The 15,930-nt window shown below is 54.2% G+C and carries 15 protein-coding genes, 3 tRNA genes and 1 pseudogene; 6 read left to right on the top strand and 13 right to left on the bottom strand.

What is annotated here, in order from left to right; translation table 11 throughout:
- The first annotated feature begins 255 nt into the window (after positions 1–255).
- From H7R56_RS09490 to ftnA, 3 genes are all read left to right on the top strand, one after another.
- Positions 256–2,445, top strand: a complete 2,190-nt coding sequence (locus H7R56_RS09490) for an HD domain-containing phosphohydrolase (RefSeq protein WP_106927855.1) — start codon at positions 256–258, stop codon at positions 2,443–2,445.
- Between the two features lie 85 nt (positions 2,446–2,530).
- Complete coding sequence (yecR, locus tag H7R56_RS09485; protein WP_106927915.1) at positions 2,531–2,866, top strand: YecR family lipoprotein; 336 nt, start codon at positions 2,531–2,533, stop codon at positions 2,864–2,866.
- Positions 2,867–3,054: 188 nt separating this feature from the next.
- Complete coding sequence (ftnA, locus tag H7R56_RS09480) at positions 3,055–3,552, top strand: non-heme ferritin (RefSeq protein WP_106927857.1); 498 nt, start codon at positions 3,055–3,057, stop codon at positions 3,550–3,552.
- A 34-nt stretch (positions 3,553–3,586) separates the two neighbouring features.
- Here the strand turns inward: ftnA and H7R56_RS09475 are convergent, their stop codons facing one another.
- Positions 3,587–3,826: a YecH family metal-binding protein gene (locus H7R56_RS09475; protein WP_106927917.1), complete on the bottom strand. Its 240-nt coding sequence runs from the start codon at positions 3,824–3,826 to the stop codon at positions 3,587–3,589.
- A gap of 194 nt (positions 3,827–4,020) precedes the next feature.
- Here H7R56_RS09475 and tyrP point away from each other — a divergent pair, with 194 nt between their 5' ends.
- On the top strand, positions 4,021–5,232 hold the full coding sequence (gene tyrP / locus H7R56_RS09470; protein WP_106927859.1) for a tyrosine transporter TyrP: 1,212 nt from the start codon (positions 4,021–4,023) through the stop codon (positions 5,230–5,232).
- Positions 5,233–5,285: 53 nt separating this feature from the next.
- Here tyrP and H7R56_RS09465 read toward each other — a convergent pair whose 3' ends face one another.
- The 7 genes from H7R56_RS09465 to H7R56_RS09435 all read right to left on the bottom strand — a co-directional run bounded on the left by H7R56_RS09465 (position 5,286) and on the right by H7R56_RS09435 (position 12,132).
- Complete coding sequence (locus H7R56_RS09465) at positions 5,286–5,954, bottom strand: YecA/YgfB family protein (protein WP_106927861.1); 669 nt, start codon at positions 5,952–5,954, stop codon at positions 5,286–5,288.
- Positions 5,955–6,039: 85 nt separating this feature from the next.
- A complete protein-coding gene (locus H7R56_RS09460; RefSeq protein ID WP_106927863.1) occupies positions 6,040–6,756 on the bottom strand; it encodes an ABC transporter ATP-binding protein in 717 nt (238 codons plus the stop codon).
- Entirely contained in the window at positions 6,753–7,631 is an 879-nt protein-coding gene (locus H7R56_RS09455; protein WP_106927865.1) for an ABC transporter ATP-binding protein, read from the bottom strand. The genes H7R56_RS09460 and H7R56_RS09455 overlap by 4 nt, the downstream gene beginning before the upstream one ends.
- Positions 7,628–8,917, bottom strand: coding sequence for a high-affinity branched-chain amino acid ABC transporter permease LivM (gene livM / locus H7R56_RS09450; protein ID WP_182928588.1), 1,290 nt, complete (start codon positions 8,915–8,917; stop codon positions 7,628–7,630). The genes H7R56_RS09455 and livM overlap by 4 nt, the downstream gene beginning before the upstream one ends.
- 9 nt (positions 8,918–8,926) lie before the next feature.
- Positions 8,927–9,841 carry an ABC transporter permease subunit gene (locus H7R56_RS09445; protein WP_106927869.1) on the bottom strand — a complete coding sequence of 305 codons (915 nt, stop codon included), beginning with the start codon at positions 9,839–9,841 and terminating at the stop codon, positions 8,927–8,929.
- 79 nt (positions 9,842–9,920) lie between these two features.
- The gene (locus H7R56_RS09440) at positions 9,921–11,039 is read right to left on the bottom strand and encodes a branched-chain amino acid ABC transporter substrate-binding protein (RefSeq protein WP_182928587.1); all 1,119 of its coding nucleotides are present in this window, start codon (positions 11,037–11,039) and stop codon (positions 9,921–9,923) included.
- A 388-nt stretch (positions 11,040–11,427) separates the two neighbouring features.
- Positions 11,428–12,132 (bottom strand): GNAT family N-acetyltransferase, encoded by a 705-nt coding sequence (locus H7R56_RS09435; RefSeq protein WP_106927873.1) that lies wholly within the window; start codon positions 12,130–12,132, stop codon positions 11,428–11,430.
- 244 nt (positions 12,133–12,376) lie between these two features.
- Between H7R56_RS09435 and cho the strand changes: the two genes are divergently transcribed.
- Positions 12,377–13,252, top strand: coding sequence for an excinuclease Cho (gene cho / locus H7R56_RS09430; RefSeq protein WP_106927875.1), 876 nt, complete (start codon positions 12,377–12,379; stop codon positions 13,250–13,252).
- Positions 13,253–13,366: 114 nt separating this feature from the next.
- On the opposite strand, the pseudogene H7R56_RS09425 reads toward cho, so the two are convergent.
- Positions 13,367–13,560, bottom strand: a pseudogene (locus tag H7R56_RS09425) (IS110 family transposase); the annotation flags it as partial.
- A gap of 258 nt (positions 13,561–13,818) precedes the next feature.
- On the opposite strand from H7R56_RS09425, the gene H7R56_RS09420 reads away from it, so the two are divergent.
- Positions 13,819–14,598: a hypothetical protein gene (locus H7R56_RS09420; protein ID WP_106927877.1), complete on the top strand. Its 780-nt coding sequence runs from the start codon at positions 13,819–13,821 to the stop codon at positions 14,596–14,598.
- Between the two features lie 338 nt (positions 14,599–14,936).
- On the opposite strand, the gene H7R56_RS09415 is transcribed toward H7R56_RS09420, so the two are convergent.
- The 4 genes from H7R56_RS09415 to pgsA all read right to left on the bottom strand — a co-directional run bounded on the left by H7R56_RS09415 (position 14,937) and on the right by pgsA (position 15,925).
- A tRNA-Leu gene (locus H7R56_RS09415) sits at positions 14,937–15,023 on the bottom strand.
- A 12-nt stretch (positions 15,024–15,035) separates the two neighbouring features.
- Positions 15,036–15,109, bottom strand: a tRNA-Cys gene (locus H7R56_RS09410).
- 40 nt (positions 15,110–15,149) lie between these two features.
- Positions 15,150–15,225: transfer RNA gene (locus tag H7R56_RS09405), tRNA-Gly, on the bottom strand.
- 151 nt (positions 15,226–15,376) lie between these two features.
- Positions 15,377–15,925, bottom strand: coding sequence for a CDP-diacylglycerol--glycerol-3-phosphate 3-phosphatidyltransferase (pgsA, locus tag H7R56_RS09400; protein WP_106927879.1), 549 nt, complete (start codon positions 15,923–15,925; stop codon positions 15,377–15,379).
- Positions 15,926–15,930: the final 5 nt, after the last annotated feature.

Genomic DNA, 15,930 nt, shown 5'->3' with positions numbered 1-15,930 from the left:
GCAGTCGTTCGATTACGTTGGGGTAACCTTACTACCAGACAAACACACTTTCAAATTTTATGAAAAATGGTTTTATTTTTTATTGAGACGGTCACACTTTTGCGCGTTCAGGCGGATAAAAATCATTACATAACCCCGATTTTATTTACTGTCATCAGGCCATTTGGTCGACTAAACTGGGGGTGGGGTTATGAGAACCCCGGTGCTAGATCAGCTATTAAATGGATAGAATAGTCACTGCAAAGGAACTGACTTGTGACACAGAACTGCCGAATTTTTCGACACGGGCTGGGTCTCCTTGTTCTACTGACCCTGTTACTCGTTTGCACACTGCGGGCGTTTGCCGTCCCGCCGCAGAAGGTCAAACCCGCGGCGCCCGTTCCCGTGTGGGTGCTGGATGCCGACAGCTTTGAATTCTGGCGCGATAGCCACGGGCAGTACCGCGGTTTTTACCCCGAACTGCTGCATGCCATCAATGCGCGCTATGGCTACAATCTCACCCTGCGCCCTGTCGATGGCCAAACGTTCGAAAAGCGTTTTGCACACCATGACTATGGCCTCTATGCCAGCGTGCTGCAAACCAAACCGAACGCTGAAAATAAGACGCTCTCCGTGCCGCTGTTTGATACTGAAGTCGTCGCGGTGAGCATCACCCGTCAGGCTAAGAACCCTAACGATCTCAATAACACACGCGTTATCTTCCGCCGCCACGATCGCACCCAGGCGCTGGTGAAAAAAGCCTACCCCACGCTTGAACTACAGCAAATCATAGAGGTTGATACCAGCAAAGAGGCGCTGCAGATCCTGCGCAGCGGCGGCGCCGACTTCTATATCAACGAAGACCGGGAAATGGGCGGCCCGCACTACTACTTCACCCTTTCCCGCCCCTTCCCTGCACTGCGATTGAGCGCCGCTTTCGGCATCAGCCCGGAACAAAGCTACATGCGCGGCAACGTGAATCAGTTGCTCAATGAATGGCGACAAAACGGCAGGCTACAGGCATTGGAAGAGCAAAGCCAACTGATGTTTTTGCGACAGCACCTTACGCTGACGCCTGCCGAGCAAAGCTGGCTTAGAGAGAACCGGCTGACGATTCCCCTGCCGAAAAATGAAAATTTTGCGCCAATTATCTGGAAAGACGAGCGGGGCTATCACGGCAGTGCCATTAACATGGTGAATGATCTACGCGACCTGTTAAACATTGACGTCGACGTGCAGTTTCTCGATAACTATATGGTTCGCATGCAGAATGAAGACTGGCCAATTCACCTTGCCGATATTTTTGATATTCGCAACGGCAGTCAGATGGAGGGGCTGATTGGTCCGTTGGTCAACTGGTACAACGCGTACTACAACAAGGTCGGGATGCCGTTTATCCTCGATGAGGAGCAGGTACGCCATCAGCGGGTTGGTGTCATCCGTGGTTCCTTCGCCGCCTATTACCTGCGCCAGCGTTTTGGTACCGACGTGACGCTTGTCGCCCGCGCTAGCATCGACGAGCTGCTGGATACCATTGATAATCATCAAATCGATTTTATCCTCGGCGACTTGAGTTCGCTGGAGCAGGCGCTACGCGGCAGCGATCTGTTCCGCGGTGCGCTGAAGGTGGCCGGACTCACCCACTCCGGCTATCAAATCGGGACCTGGGTCAACATCGAACATCCGCTGAACGCGCTGCTGTCGCAGGTACACCTGATTTCCAGCTATCGCCATCAGCTGACGCCATCGTCCACGCCCCCGGCCACCCCGGGTGCGCTAAGCAAAAATGCATTACAAATCGTGAGCGCTGGCCTGCTGGTGCTGGTGGTGTTTATTCTCAGCCTGATGCTGATGATGTGGCGTCATATGAACAAACATCGCGCCGTCAACCGCAGCATTGTCGAAGCAATGGAGAAAATTAACCACGTTCATGATGATGAAACCGGCTGCCATATTCGCCGCGTTGCCGCTTACTGCAGCCTGCTGGCTCGTGGGCTTAAGCTCCCGTATAAACGGGTTCGCGATATCGAAAATTTCGCGTCGCTGCACGATATCGGCAAAATCGCCGTTCCCGAACATATTTTGCATAAGCAGGGTAAACTGACGGAGGACGAGTTCAGAGAAATCCAGCAGCATTCGGTTAAGGGCTGGCGCATCGTTCAGGGCCTGGCGCTGGGCTCGGTGGCGGAAAATCTGATCCGCCACCATCACGAAAAGTGGGACGGCAGCGGTTATCCGGACGGGCTGGCCGGTGAGGCCATTCCGATTGAAGCCCGAATTCTGGCCATTGCTGACGTTTACGATGCGCTGCGGCAAAAGCGGGTTTATAAGCCGAGCTTTTCCCACGAGCGGGCCTACGAAATTATCGTCAGCAGCGCCGGAAGTCATTTTGCCCCTTCGCTGGTCAAGCTGTTTTGCCAGCTGCATCTGCAGTTCCAGGCTATTTATGAGTCACAAACGGATTAACACCTGGATCTGGCGACTATTCAAAGGATTGGCTGCCGTCTCGACGGCTACAATCAGGCTACGACAGATTGCGCAGAGCGAAATGATGAAAAGCCTCATTCTTATCCCCGCCCTGCTGACACTTTCCGCGTGCACGGTTCCCCGCGCGGCAAGCGTCAGCGAAGTTGATGCCACCAGCGGTATCGTTCGTCTGACCTACGGGCAGGCAGTACTGCAAAATGCCCGTACCGACGGCTATCTGGCACAGTCCGAGGCGAACAAAGCCTGTCAACAAATGGGCTATGCAACCGCCTTTTCCTACGGCCAGCCGATTACCACCTGTTCAACCATCAGCGGCTCGCTGTGCCTTAACGAGCATATCACCTTGCAGTACCAGTGCCGGGGGATTGCCAATATCCCCGCCGCAACGGCCTATTATTAATTGCCCAGCGCCGGTCCTGCCGGCGTCATTATATTCCCCGGTGAACACCCATTATATTTATGCCAATGAGTTTTATTCCCATTCGTATTATTAAATAAATGTTTTTATATTTACTTTTTGCAAATAACTTAATAACAACTTATAGTTCCGCTGTAATTAACTATTAACGAATTTGGGGGAGCGACACGATGCTGAAAGCACCAATGATCGAGAAATTAAATGAACAGATGAATCTCGAACTTTATTCTTCGCTGCTGTATCAGCAGATGAGCGCCTGGTGCAGTTTTAACAGTTTTGAAGGTGCCGCCGCCTTTTTGCGCCGCCACGCCCAGGAAGAGATGACGCACATGCAGCGCCTGTTCGACTACCTGACCGATACCGGCAGCCTGCCACGCATCAACACCGTCTCCTCGCCGTTTGCTGAATATGCCTCACTGGACGAACTGTTCCGCGTCACCTACGAGCACGAGCAGCTTATCACCAGCAAAATCAACGAACTGGCACATGCCGCAATGACCAACCAGGATTATCCGACCTTTAATTTCCTGCAGTGGTATGTGGCTGAGCAGCACGAAGAAGAGAAGCTGTTCAAATCCGTTATTGATAAGCTGACGCTGGCGGGTAAAAGCGGTGAAGGGCTGTACTTTATCGATAAAGAGCTGGCAACGCTCGATACCCAGAATTAATTACCGCGCAGCGGCGTATAAACGCCGCTGCCCATTAATGGCGGCAAATTTTACTTTCTGCGGTAGTAAAACCAGATTCCAGTGGAATAAACTTGCCCTTCTTATGCAGAAAAGCCACCAGTTCCCCCGCGCTCATATTTTCCGCCGAGCAGGTATGAAATCGTGCCTGAGTACCAAAGCGCTCATGAATAGCCGCTTCCAGACTTTCCAGACTGTATTGTTCGCCTGATGCCATCATCATATTCAGGACTTCGTGACCGTGAATAGAATTCATTTTTCCTCCCAATAAAAACACCAGGATAAACTGCATTTGTATTGCATGTTTTGCGCTAGCGCAGCTTTCCCGCGCCTTCATTTTTCGTAAACTTAAATGTACAGTGGTTGTATTTGATATTTGACGAAACTGCGGGTTTAACATACTCTGCGCGGCATCTTTGGTTATGAATACGTTGTAAAGCAGAGGAAAGCGTGAAGAACCGTACCCTGGGGAGTATTTTAATCGTAGCCGGCACCACGATCGGCGCGGGCATGCTAGCCATGCCGCTGGCATCGGCGGGCGTCGGTTTTAGCGTCACGATGGTGCTGCTGCTGGGGCTGTGGGCGTTGATGTGCTATACCGCCCTGCTGCTGCTGGAAGTGTATCAGCATGTCCCGGCCGACACCGGGCTGGGTACGCTGGCACTGCGCTACCTGGGGCGATACGGGCAATGGATAACCGGCTTTAGCATGATGTTCCTGATGTACGCGCTGACGGCAGCGTATATCAGCGGCGCGGGCGAACTGCTGGCCTCCAGCCTCAGTCAGTGGTTCAACGTTGAGATACCGCCGGCCATCGGCGTGCTACTGTTCACCGCCATTGGTGGCATGGTTATCTGCGTCGGCACTTCATTGGTCGATCTGTTTAACCGCTTCCTGTTCAGCGCCAAAATTATCTTCCTGATCGTCATGCTGGCGCTGCTGCTACCGCATATTCACCAGATTAACCTGATGACGCTGCCGCTGGCTCAAGGGCTGGCGCTGTCGGCGATCCCGGTTATCTTTACCTCGTTTGGCTTCCACGGCAGCGTACCCAGTATTGTCAGCTACATGAACGGTGATGTACGTAAACTGCGCGGCATCTTTATCGTCGGCAGCGCGATCCCGCTGGTGGCCTATGTGTTCTGGCAGCTTGCCACGCTTGGCAGCATCGACTCACCGGTATTCAGCGCGCTGATGTCGCAGCATAGCGGGTTGAACGGGTTGCTGCTGGCCATTCGTGAAGTGGTGGCTTCACCGCACGTTGAGCTGGCGGTACATCTGTTTGCCGATCTGGCGCTGGCAACCTCATTCCTCGGCGTCGCGCTGGGTCTGTTTGATTATCTGGCGGATCTGTTCCAGCGTAAAAATACCGTCCGTGGACGCCTGCAAACCGGCGGCATTACCTTCCTGCCGCCGCTGGCCTTTGCGCTGTTCTACCCGCGCGGTTTCGTGATGGCGTTGGGCTATGCGGGCGTCGCGCTGGCGGTACTGGCGCTGATTATCCCCTCGCTGCTGACGCTGAAAAGCCGCCAGCAGCACCCGCAGGGAGGCTACCGCGTAGCGGGCGGCAAGCCGATGCTGTGGCTGGTATTTGCCTGCGGAATTGCGGTGATATTGATTCAGGCGGGGATTGCCACCGGCCTGCTGCCGTCGGTGGGTTAACTCCCGACAAGCCGGTCTTCATGCCAGAAAAAGGGGCCAATTGGCCCCTTTCCTTATTTTGCTAAACAGCACTGCTTGTATTTCTTACCGCTGCCGCACGGGCACGGGTCGTTGCGACCCACCTTGTTTTCATTTTTGATCGGCTGCTTTACCGGCGCTTCCTTTGGGTTGTCCATCCAGTAATCGAACAGCGCCAGCGCCGCCGGGCGGATTTTATCGACGCTTTCCAGATACTGGTCAGCGCTAAAGCCCTCCAGCGCGGTGCTTTTTTCTTCGTCGCCGTGCAGCGCGATGCAGTCCAGCGCCGCCTGCTGTTCCTGCGGTAATCCGCTCCAGTCGCTCAGACGCACGCCACGCAGGTAGCCATAGCACCACTCTTCAACGATGGTCAGCTCCTGGCCTTCTTCGTCACGGGTGCCGAACAGCGGTTCAAACTGATCGGGATAGTCGTTTAAGCGATCGGCAATATCGCTCATGTGCTGCAACGTAAGATTGACGAAACGGTCGCGCTCGCGGTCGGTTGCCCAGTGCGGTACATGATCGGCCCCGCCCCAGACGGCGAACATCCACTCGGCGGGTTCAATCTCCAGCGGTGAGGAGAGGATGGCGGTCAGCATACCATCCAGTTCAGACACGTCGATAATTGACGCGTCGGAGGCATACTTCGCAATGGTCTCGTCCAGCCATTCCAGTTCGCTTTCGGTTAAAGGTCCCGTTTTCATACTCAATCTCTATCGTGGTTAATGAGGAAGCTCAGTTCAGGCGCAATGATGCAGCAGTTTAGCGTTGAACTCCAGCCCGGCGTTGCTACACGCCGCCCAGATAGGCCTTGCGCACCTCCTGATTTCCCAGCAGTTCCTCACCGCTGCCGCTCAGGCGGATCTGCCCGTTCACCATCACATAGCCGCGATCGGACAGCTTCAGCGCATGATGGGCATTCTGCTCCACCAGGAAAATCGTCATGCCATTGCGCGCCAGTTCACGCAGCGTCTGGAAAATCTGCTTCACCACGATCGGTGCCAGTCCCAGGCTCGGCTCATCGAGCAGCAGCAGCTTGGGGCGGCTCATCAGCGCGCGGGCAATCGCCAGCATCTGCTGTTCGCCGCCGGACATGGTCATCGCCCGCTGTTTGCGCCGCTCTTTAAGACGTGGAAACAGATCGAACATGCTTTGCAGATCCTGCGCCGCATACTGATTGCCGATCGGGATGGTGCCCATCAGCAGGTTTTCCTCAACGCTCATATCCGGGAAAATACGCCTGCCCTCCGGTGCCTGGGCAATGCCCGCCGACGCCACATAATGGGTGGTGCGATGGCTGATATCATCGCCGCAAAACAGAATCTGCCCGCTGCGCACGCGTGGCTGGCCGAATATCGACATCAGCAGCGTCGATTTCCCCGCGCCATTGGCGCCGATCAGCGATACGGTTTCGCCTTTATTCACCTGGAGCGAAACCTGCTTTAACGCCTGGATAACGCCGTAGAACACATCAACATCACGAAATTCCAGCATTGGCTCGCTCATAGGCTCACCTCGTCTTCGCTGGCACCAAGATAAGCGGCAATGACTTTTTCATCATGCTGAATTTGCTCCGGCTTGCCCTGAGCAATGACGTCTCCGTGGTCCAGTACGATAATATTGTCGGAAATCTCCATCACCATCCCCATATCGTGTTCAATCAATAGCACGGTGATTGCATGGTGCTCGCGCAGGAAGCGGATAATTTTACTCAGCGCCCGCGTTTCTACCGGATTCAGCCCGGCGGCGGGTTCATCCAGGCAGATCATCTCCGGGCCGGTGCACATAGCGCGAGCAATTTCCAGACGCCGCTGTTGGCCGTAGGACATCTCCCCCGCCAGGCGGTTGGCGCACTCTACCAAATCCACCACCTCCAGCCAGTAAAAGGCGCGGTCCAGCGCGTCACTTTCCGCCCGGCGGTAGGCTGGCGTATTCAGAATGCCGCTCAACAGATTACGGTTAACCTGCATATGCTGCGCCACCAGCAGGTTCTCCACCACCGACATTTCGCGGAACAAGCGGATGTTCTGGAAGGTTCGCGCCAGCCCTGCCCGGTTAACCAGGTGGGTGCCGCCAAACATTTTATAGAACAGCCGCTGACCAAACTGCGCCGGATTCACCCAATCACCCGGCTGGAATTTCTGCCCGAGAATCTGAATCACATTGGTCGTTTTGTCGCGCGTATTGAACAGAATATTGCCACCAGAGGCCTTGTAGAAACCGGTCAGGCAGTTGAATACCGTGGTCTTTCCCGCACCGTTAGGGCCGATTAGCGCGGTTATCGACCCCCGCTGTACCTCCAGATTGACATCATTAAGGGCCTTAATGCCGCCAAAATGCATCATCAGATGCTCAACGCTTAAAATCATATCCTGGCTCATGGCGCCACCCCTTTGCGCACCGCAAAACCGCTGCGGTTGATACGAATCAGGCCGCGCGGCCGCCAGATCATCATCACCACCATCAGCACGCCAAACAGCAGCACGCGGTACTCGGCGAAGCTGCGCAGCAGTTCCGGCGTGACGGTCAAGACAAAGGCCGCCAGCACCACGCCGATGGTTGAGCCCATCCCGCCCAGCACCACGATGGCGAGTATCAGCGCCGACTCAAAGAAGGTGAAGGAGGTCGGGTTCACAAACCCCTGATAGGTTGCAAAAAACACCCCGGCAATCCCGGCGGTGGATGCGCCGAGCGTAAAGGCTGACAGCTTCACCAGGACGTGGTTGAGCCCCATTGAGCGGCAGGCGATTTCGTCCTCACGCAGCGCTTCCCATGCGCGGCCTATCGGCATCCGCGTCAGTCGATGCTTAATGTAGAGCACCAGCAGAACCACCAGCACCAGCACCGCGTAGATGAAAATAAACTTCAGATTTGGGTTGTAGGTTAAATGGAAGAACTCGTGGAACGGTATGCCCCCTTCTTTCGCCCGCCGACCAAATTCAAGGCCGAAGAAGGTGGGCGGCGGCGCGGAAATACCGTTGGGCCCGCCGGTAAAACTCAGCCAGTTATTGAGGATCAGACGAATAATTTCACCGAAGCCCAACGTGACGATCGCCAGGTAGTCGCCGTGCATTCGCAGCACCGGAAAGCCGAGCAGCGCCCCGGCGGCCGCAGCCATCAACGCCGCCAGCGGCAGCATCGACCAGAAACCGAGGCCCAGATACTGATCCCCTAGCGCCAGGCCGTACGCGCCGATGGCGTAAAACGCCACGTAGCCCAGGTCCAGCAGCCCGGCAAGGCCCACCACGATATTCAGCCCCAATCCCAGCAGCACATAGATCAAGCCGAGGATCGCCACCGTCAGCACATATTTGGTGGCCACAAACGGGAAGCAGACCGCCAGCGCCAGCACCAGCGGAATCACCCACCGCAGCTGGCTTTTATAGCCCGGAGCGCGGACATAGACGCCCGCGCTATCGCCTTCAAACCGCGAGGCAAACCGTCTGCCGACGCGGGTGGTCGCCAATGCGCTCAGCGCAAAGCGGCCGACCATTACGGCAGCAACAATCCAGACCAACCGCTGGCCTTCAAAGTTAAAGCTGTAGCCATCGAGCACAACGCCGACGATGGGACCAAAAATAATCAGCGCCACCAGCCCTGAAAATATCGCATCCAGAATGCAGCGCTTGAGTGAAAACGCATCGTGTGAAGCCGTTGAATGGGTCATCGTCCGCTCCTACACCTTGGCCACAATCGGGCGGCCAAGCAGCCCCTGCGGACGGAAAATCAGGATAACCACCAGCAGCCCGAACGAGAACACGTCTTTATAGTCTGAGTTGACCATCCCCGAGAACTGCGCTTCAGCCACGCCCAGCAACAGCCCGCCGAGCATCGCGCCTGGCAATGAACCAATACCGCCCAGCACCGCCGCGGTGAAGGCTTTGATGCCGATAATAAACCCGGCATAGAAATCAAACGTACCGTAGTTCATGGTAATTAATACCCCGGCAAGCCCTGCCATCGCCGCGCCAATAACGAACACCAGCGAGATGATGCGATCGGTATTGATCCCCAGAATGGAGGCCATTTTACGATCCTGCTGTACCGCACGGCACATTCGCCCAAGACGGGTGTGGCCGATTATCCAGGTCAGCAGCAGCATCCCGGCAAACGAGGCCAGCAGGATAAAGATTTTGGTGTAGGTTATCTGCACAAATCCTTCACCCAGATGCAGGCGCAGTACGCCGTCCAGCATCGTCGGCACGCCCTGCTGACGCGGCCCCTGGCTGATTTGCGCGTAGTTCTGCAAAATGAGCGACATGCCGATCGCCGAAATCAGCGGCGCCAGGCGTGTGGAGTTACGCAGGGGCTTATAGGCGATACGCTCAATCGTCCAGCCGTATACCCCCGTCACCACGATGGTAAACACCAGCGTGCCGAGGATCAGCAGAGGAAAAGAGTGCAGGCCAAAGAAGGACAGCAGCGCCAGTCCAATGGCGCAGAGATAGGCGGAGATCATATACACTTCGCCGTGGGCGAAGTTAATCATGCCGATAATACCGTAAACCATGGTGTAACCAATGGCGATAAGCCCGTAGACCGATCCTAGCGTCAAGCCATTGACTAACTGTTGTAAAAAGAATGTCTCCATCTTCGCGCGCTCGTGTTATTGGCCATGTTTTAAAGCGCCGGTATGCTGCCATACCGGCGCTGAGCGTGACTCCATCCGGTTACTCAACTTCCTTATACTTGCCTTTGTCATCCCATTGATAAACGACATAGTCGGAGACTTTCAGATCGCCTTTGCTGTCCCAGGCTTTTTTACCCATCACGGTTTCCACCGGATTGGCCTTCAGCCAGGCGCTGGCTTTCGCCGAGTCGGGTCCTGCGGCTTTAAACGCCGCTGCGATAGCCTGAATAGAAGCATAGGAATAGAGGGTATAGCCTTCCGGCTCGAACTTATTGGCACGGAATTTCTCAATCACCGCTTTACCGTCCGGGATCAGGCGCGGATCTTTGCCGAAGGTCATGTAGATGCCATTGGTGTACTGTGGTCCGCCGGCAGCGGTCACCATCTCTTCGTTCACAATGCAGTCACCGGAGAAGAATTTCGCCTGCACGCCCTGCTCACGCATCTGGCGTACCAGCGGTCCGGCTTCCGGATGACAGCCGCCGAAGAACACCACGTCCGGCTTCTGCGCACCAATTTTGGTCACCAGCGCGTTGAAGTCTTTCTCGCCGCGCGACAGGCCTTCATACATCACCTCTTTCACGCCGCGTTTGGCCAGCGCTGCGCGGGTGGCATCCGCCAGGCCCTGACCGTAGGTATCTTTATCGTGAATGATAACCACCCGTTTCGCCTTCAGCTTATCAATGATGAAGTTGCCGGCAACGTCACCCTGCTGGTCATCGCGGCCGCACATACGGAACATGTCATTCATACCGCGTTCGGTAATAAGCGGGTTGGTTGACCCCGGGGTAATCGCCAGCACCCCGGCATCGTTATAGACCTCGGAAGCCGGCATAGTAGAAGATGAACAGAAGTGGCCGACAACGGCCTGAACTTTATCCTGATCGACCAGACGGTTCGCTACCGCTACGGCCTGTTTAGGTTCACAAGCGTCATCGCCCTGCACCAGCTTAATCTTTTCGCCGTTAATCCCACCGGCGGCGTTAATATCTTCCGCCGCTTGAGTCGCACCGTGCCAATATTGATCGCCATAGGTCGCGTTAGGCCCGGTAAAAGGCCCGGCAACGCCAATAACGATATCGGCCTGGGCGGAAAACGCCGTCACCAGACACCCTGCCAACACAATCGAAAGCGGACTTTTTATTAATTTCAGCGACATTATTATCTACCTTAGCAAAAGAGGTTTATGCATTACGGTGTGAAGCCGAACCACCGGCGCATTGCGCCGGACAAACGACATCCTGACAATATCCTGCTGATAACGGCGAGGTTTCCTTACGCTTCTCAGGCCAAATCATTAAGCAAAATGGTTGCCAACTTTGCACAACCCGCGCTCGGATTTTGACAATTCTGAGTATAGAGCGCCGTTGCAGGGCCTCTGCACCGGCGAAGTGAAATTACGGGAGGGATCACATCTGCTTAACAATAAAGTACATAAATATTGCAATAGTCACGGTTTGTGCATTTTTGTTGCAAATTGTGCAACTTATGTTAACTAATGGTGCAACGGCCTGCCGCTGAGGGTCTGACGCTAACGTAACGTCAGATCACGCGTTGTCCCTGAACGTTTCCAGACGCTGAATTTGCCGCCCATGCGCATCAAAGTTAGTTTCAGCCAGCCAGGCACAGATGACCGCTTCGCAGCGCGCCCATTCACCGTCGATGATAGACAGATAGTCGCTATCGCGGGTGCGACCTTTACGGATCATCCGCTGACGCAGGCGCCCTTCCCAGCTAAACCCCAGGCGCTCGGCGGCGCGGCGGGATTCGAGATTCATCGAATCACATTTCCACTCCAGCCGTCTGTAGCCCTGTTCAAACGCATTTTTCAGCAGCAGCCACACGGCTTCGGTTCCCAGCGGCGTTTGTTTCATCAACCGCGACCACGTCACGTGGCCAATTTCTACCGACCCCATCTGGCGATCGATGGCCATAAAACTGACCAGTCCGACTGCCCGCTCGGTGCGTCGGTCGATCACCGCATAAGGCACCAGCGCAGCGTCATCAACTTTGACCTGCACCCACCGTTCGGTGGCGACAAGAGAGTCGGGGCGCGAACTGGCAAGCCACGTCCAGTCGCTCTCTTCGCCCTGCGCGTAGGCCTCGTACAGATCGGCGGCGTGACGCGCTGCATTGAGGGGTTCCAGCCAACAAAAGCGGCCGTACAGCGGCGCACGCGCCAGCGCCCCGGCCCCCTGCCAGTCGGGGATACGATCGTTTACCCACTGGCCAAACTCATTGATTTCCGGCATAAACATTTCCTGTCAAAACGGTAAACTAAGGGTTATAGCAGAAAGACCACGAATGTTACACATTTGTAAATTTTACTATGCGCAATAAGAATAATATCGTCCATAACATCATGAATACCCGGCGCGATATTCTGTATCCGGCCTGACACTCCCCGCCCCAACGATTGACGTGTTCCCCTGGCCATTCTGGAGCCCTCTGGATTTTGTCGTTATACTGTTTAAATAAACAGATACCGGAGGCCACTTGCCCTCACGCCCAACGTACCGCCCACAATTTTCCCCCGCCGCAATATACGCGTACCCCGAGCACCTGCGCCCGTTTATTTCGGCGATCCCACCCTTGCCCGGCGTGTATGTCTTTCATGGCGAAAGTGAAACGTTGCCGCTCTATATTGGGAAAAGCATCAACCTGCGCAGCCGGGTGCTGTCACACCTGCGTACGCCCGATGAAGCCGCCATGCTCTATCAGGCGAAAAGAATAAGCTGGACGCGCACCGCGGGGGAAATCGGCGCACTGCTGCTGGAAGCTAAAATGATTAAAGCACAGCAGCCGCTGTTCAATAAGCGCCTGCGCCGCAGCCACCAGCTGTGCGCGTTGCATATGCAGAACAGAAAGCCTGAGGTAGTGTACGCAAAAGAAATCGACTTTTCTCATCACGCTGGCTTATACGGGCTGTTCGCCAATCGTCGCACTGCGCTGGAAGCGTTGCGGTCTATTGCCGACGCGCACCGGCTCTGTTACGGATTGCTCGGCCTCGAACCGCTGAATAAAGGGCGCGGCTGTTTTCGCTCGGCGCTTCACCGCTGCGCCGGTGCCTGCTGCGGTAAAGAGACCCTCGACGCACACCACCACAGGTTGCTTTGTGCACTTGAGCAGCTTCAGCTCATCTGCTGGCCGTGGCGTGGGGCGATCGCATTGCCAGAGGAGAGCGATGATCTCATTCAGTATCATATTATCCGCAACTGGATGTGGCTGGGCTCGGTTGGTTCGCTTGCCGAAGCTGCAACCCTATCGCGCCAGCAGGCCGGTTTCGATCACGATGGCTATAAGATTTTGTGTAAAACGCTGATGTCAGGCAGTGCAGCCGTTATCGATCTGAGTGGGGAAAGCGATGGCTGAGGCGCAGTGAACACAAGGGACAAAAACAAAAAAAACCCCCGTAGATGGTTTCACGACACTGCTTATTGCTTTGATTATTCTTTACTTTCCCATGGTACCCGGAGTGTGTAGTGATCAACTAAAACTCGCCACCGATTTAAAGTTTTTGCTGTATCGGTTTTCCGATTCGTTTGGGGATAACCCACCGTTATAGTCATCCGGCCTTTGCGGGCGGTAATATACGACGATATAGTCAGTGATCGTATGATCAGCTTCGCTAAAGCTTATAGAACCTGTCACGGGCACCCATCGTTTTTCAGACTTCGGAAGATGCAAATGGAGTACAGGAAGCTCACTCACTGGATGCAATGTAAAACTATGCGGCCCAGTGGCAATCGTTTTATAATCCCAAACGCCTAAATATGGCACTGAATGGCTAAACACGATGCAGCATATTCAGCGAATGTCCCTATTCTACTTATCACCTCCATTAAAATTGGGGGGATTACCCTAACTGTCCTGTTAATTGACGTTTCTGCGAAACGCGAAGAAATACAAGCCCTGGCGTTTTTCGAGCATGAGAGTAAATGATGAGCAAAGCAGTTAAATCCCTAGCGCTGGCGCTGGGCAATTCAAACAAAGAAGAAGCTACTAACGCATTTCGTCAGGCATTCAGCTATGCAGAGCGTGAAGGTGTACGCCTGAGTTCTCTGCATGTTATCCGGGAAGAAACCGCGCCTATTAGGGCAGATCGAGAACGCGAGTTAGTTGACAAGTACAATGCTCTTCTGGTCGAAGCCCGCCGTATCCGCGAACGTGCAACCTCATTGCAGGATGAGAAGATAGTCCTGAATGAGTCATACCAAAATGCACTTTCTGAACTCAGCCAATGTCAGATTGAGCTGTCGGAGGCGCAAAAAGAGATCGCCCGGCTGCAAACTATAGTCCTCGCTCTGAGTGCCGATATAACGACACCCGCAGCCACCAGCACGCAGAGTGATTCAGCATCAATGATCCGTGATCGCCTGAATGCCAAGAAGGCAAAGGTTGTCGATTTGTCTAAACATCCCATGACGCTTAAAACGCGTGAGATTTTCGACGCACTACTTACAGAGCTACAAGATTCAGCTCGAGGCTATTTCGATTACCGGGAACCAAAGGAAAACACTCCTTATGGGGAAATTCACTATTACTGGTCACCAGGGGATACCTATCACATCTGGTGCAAATACACCGGGGAAGGCTTCAAGATTTCGACAGCAACATTTGGCCCACGCGGAGGAGAGAAAGGGACAGACCAATATTTTGTGAAAGATGCTGATGCGCTTTTAGACTGGTTAATGAATCGATGGGAAGTAATGCTCTAAGTCACGTCATAGTGCCATTCTTATAATACTAATGCCCATAATTCACTCTTCGTCAATACTTGCCTTTAGCATTTCGAAAGGGGGTAACAACTTTTATTCAGATTCAGAATCTTCAAACGCATCTAAACAACATGACTCGAAATCAGACCAGAACTGTACGCCCTGTTCTCTGTGTTTGAGGGGAATGAAGTGAGATCGCATTAACGTGCGTGGGAAAACAATTCATTGCACTCAGTGAGTACAGGATATGTACAGAGTGTGAATTTCAGGCACAAAAAAACCACCCGTAGGTGGTTTCACGACACTGCTTATTGCTTTGATTATTCTTTACTTTCCCATGGTACCCGGAGTGGGACTTGAACCCACACAGCGCGAACGCCGAGGGATTTTAAATCCCTTGTGTCTACCGATTCCACCATCCGGGCTCGGGAAGAAAGTGGAGGCGCGTTCCGGAGTCGAACCGGACTAGACGGATTTGCAATCCGCTACATAACCGCTTTGCTAACGCGCCTTTAAATCTTAAACACCCGCTATTGCCGATGCTTTTAATTTGGAGCGGGAAACGAGACTCGAACTCGCGACCCCGACCTTGGCAAGGTCGTGCTCTACCAACTGAGCTATTCCCGCATTATCAAGTTGGTTCGTTAACCACTTGATTTTGCTATCGTCTGGCAATCTGTGCTGCCGTTCGATGCGTTGCATTCTACTTATCTGACGCGGTGAGTCAACGGTATTTTTCGCAACTTTGCATCGTTTGCTGAAAATTGCGTCGAAACGATCACTCTTGAAGCAAATCACCGCGCGCCGCGTTCAAATATTGCAGCATAGACCACAGCGTCAGCACGGCCGCCACCAGGAATAATGCAATACCCGCCCACTCAACCCACATATTCGGACGCCACAGCATCCACACCAGCGCGGTCATCTGCGCGGTGGTCTTCACTTTACCAATCCAGGAGACGGCAACGCTGCTGCGTTTACCCAGCTCAGCCATCCACTCGCGCAGCGCGGAAATAATAATTTCACGGGCGATCATCGTTGCCGCCGGTAACGTAACCCACCAGGTGTGGTAGTGCTCGGCTACCAGCACCATGGCGATGGCGACCATGACTTTATCGGCGACCGGATCGAGGAAAGCGCCAAAGCGGGTGCTCTGGTTCCAGCGACGGGCAAGGTAGCCATCAAACCAGTCGGTCACGGCGGCGACAAAGAAGATCAGCGCGCACGCGAACGGCGCCCAGACAAAAGGAAGGTAGAACGCCAGCACGAAAAATGGAATCAGGATGACGCGGAACAACGTAAGCAATGTAGGGATATTATATTGCATGGCGC

The organism is Klebsiella sp. WP3-W18-ESBL-02 (genome assembly GCF_014168815.1).
GTDB classification, from domain to species: domain Bacteria; phylum Pseudomonadota; class Gammaproteobacteria; order Enterobacterales; family Enterobacteriaceae; genus Kluyvera; species Kluyvera ascorbata_B.
The sequence above is the reverse complement of the archived record's forward strand: the minus strand, read 5'-3'. Positions and strand labels throughout refer to the sequence as shown.

Coding starts and splice junctions, on each gene's coding strand:
- yecR (WP_106927915.1), top strand. CDS start 2,531: ATGAAAAGCCTCATTCTTATCCCCGCCCTGCTGACACTTTCCGCGTGC.
- ftnA (WP_106927857.1), top strand. CDS start 3,055: ATGCTGAAAGCACCAATGATCGAGAAATTAAATGAACAGATGAATCTC.
- H7R56_RS09475 (WP_106927917.1), bottom strand. CDS start 3,826: ATGAATTCTATTCACGGTCACGAAGTCCTGAATATGATGATGGCATCA.
- H7R56_RS09465 (WP_106927861.1), bottom strand. CDS start 5,954: ATGAAAACGGGACCTTTAACCGAAAGCGAACTGGAATGGCTGGACGAG.
- H7R56_RS09460 (WP_106927863.1), bottom strand. CDS start 6,756: ATGAGCGAGCCAATGCTGGAATTTCGTGATGTTGATGTGTTCTACGGC.
- H7R56_RS09455 (WP_106927865.1), bottom strand. CDS start 7,631: ATGAGCCAGGATATGATTTTAAGCGTTGAGCATCTGATGATGCATTTT.
- livM (WP_182928588.1), bottom strand. CDS start 8,917: ATGACCCATTCAACGGCTTCACACGATGCGTTTTCACTCAAGCGCTGC.
- H7R56_RS09445 (WP_106927869.1), bottom strand. CDS start 9,841: ATGGAGACATTCTTTTTACAACAGTTAGTCAATGGCTTGACGCTAGGA.
- H7R56_RS09440 (WP_182928587.1), bottom strand. CDS start 11,039: ATGTCGCTGAAATTAATAAAAAGTCCGCTTTCGATTGTGTTGGCAGGG.
- H7R56_RS09435 (WP_106927873.1), bottom strand. CDS start 12,132: ATGCCGGAAATCAATGAGTTTGGCCAGTGGGTAAACGATCGTATCCCC.
- H7R56_RS09420 (WP_106927877.1), top strand. CDS start 13,819: ATGATGAGCAAAGCAGTTAAATCCCTAGCGCTGGCGCTGGGCAATTCA.
- pgsA (WP_106927879.1), bottom strand. CDS start 15,925: ATGCAATATAATATCCCTACATTGCTTACGTTGTTCCGCGTCATCCTG.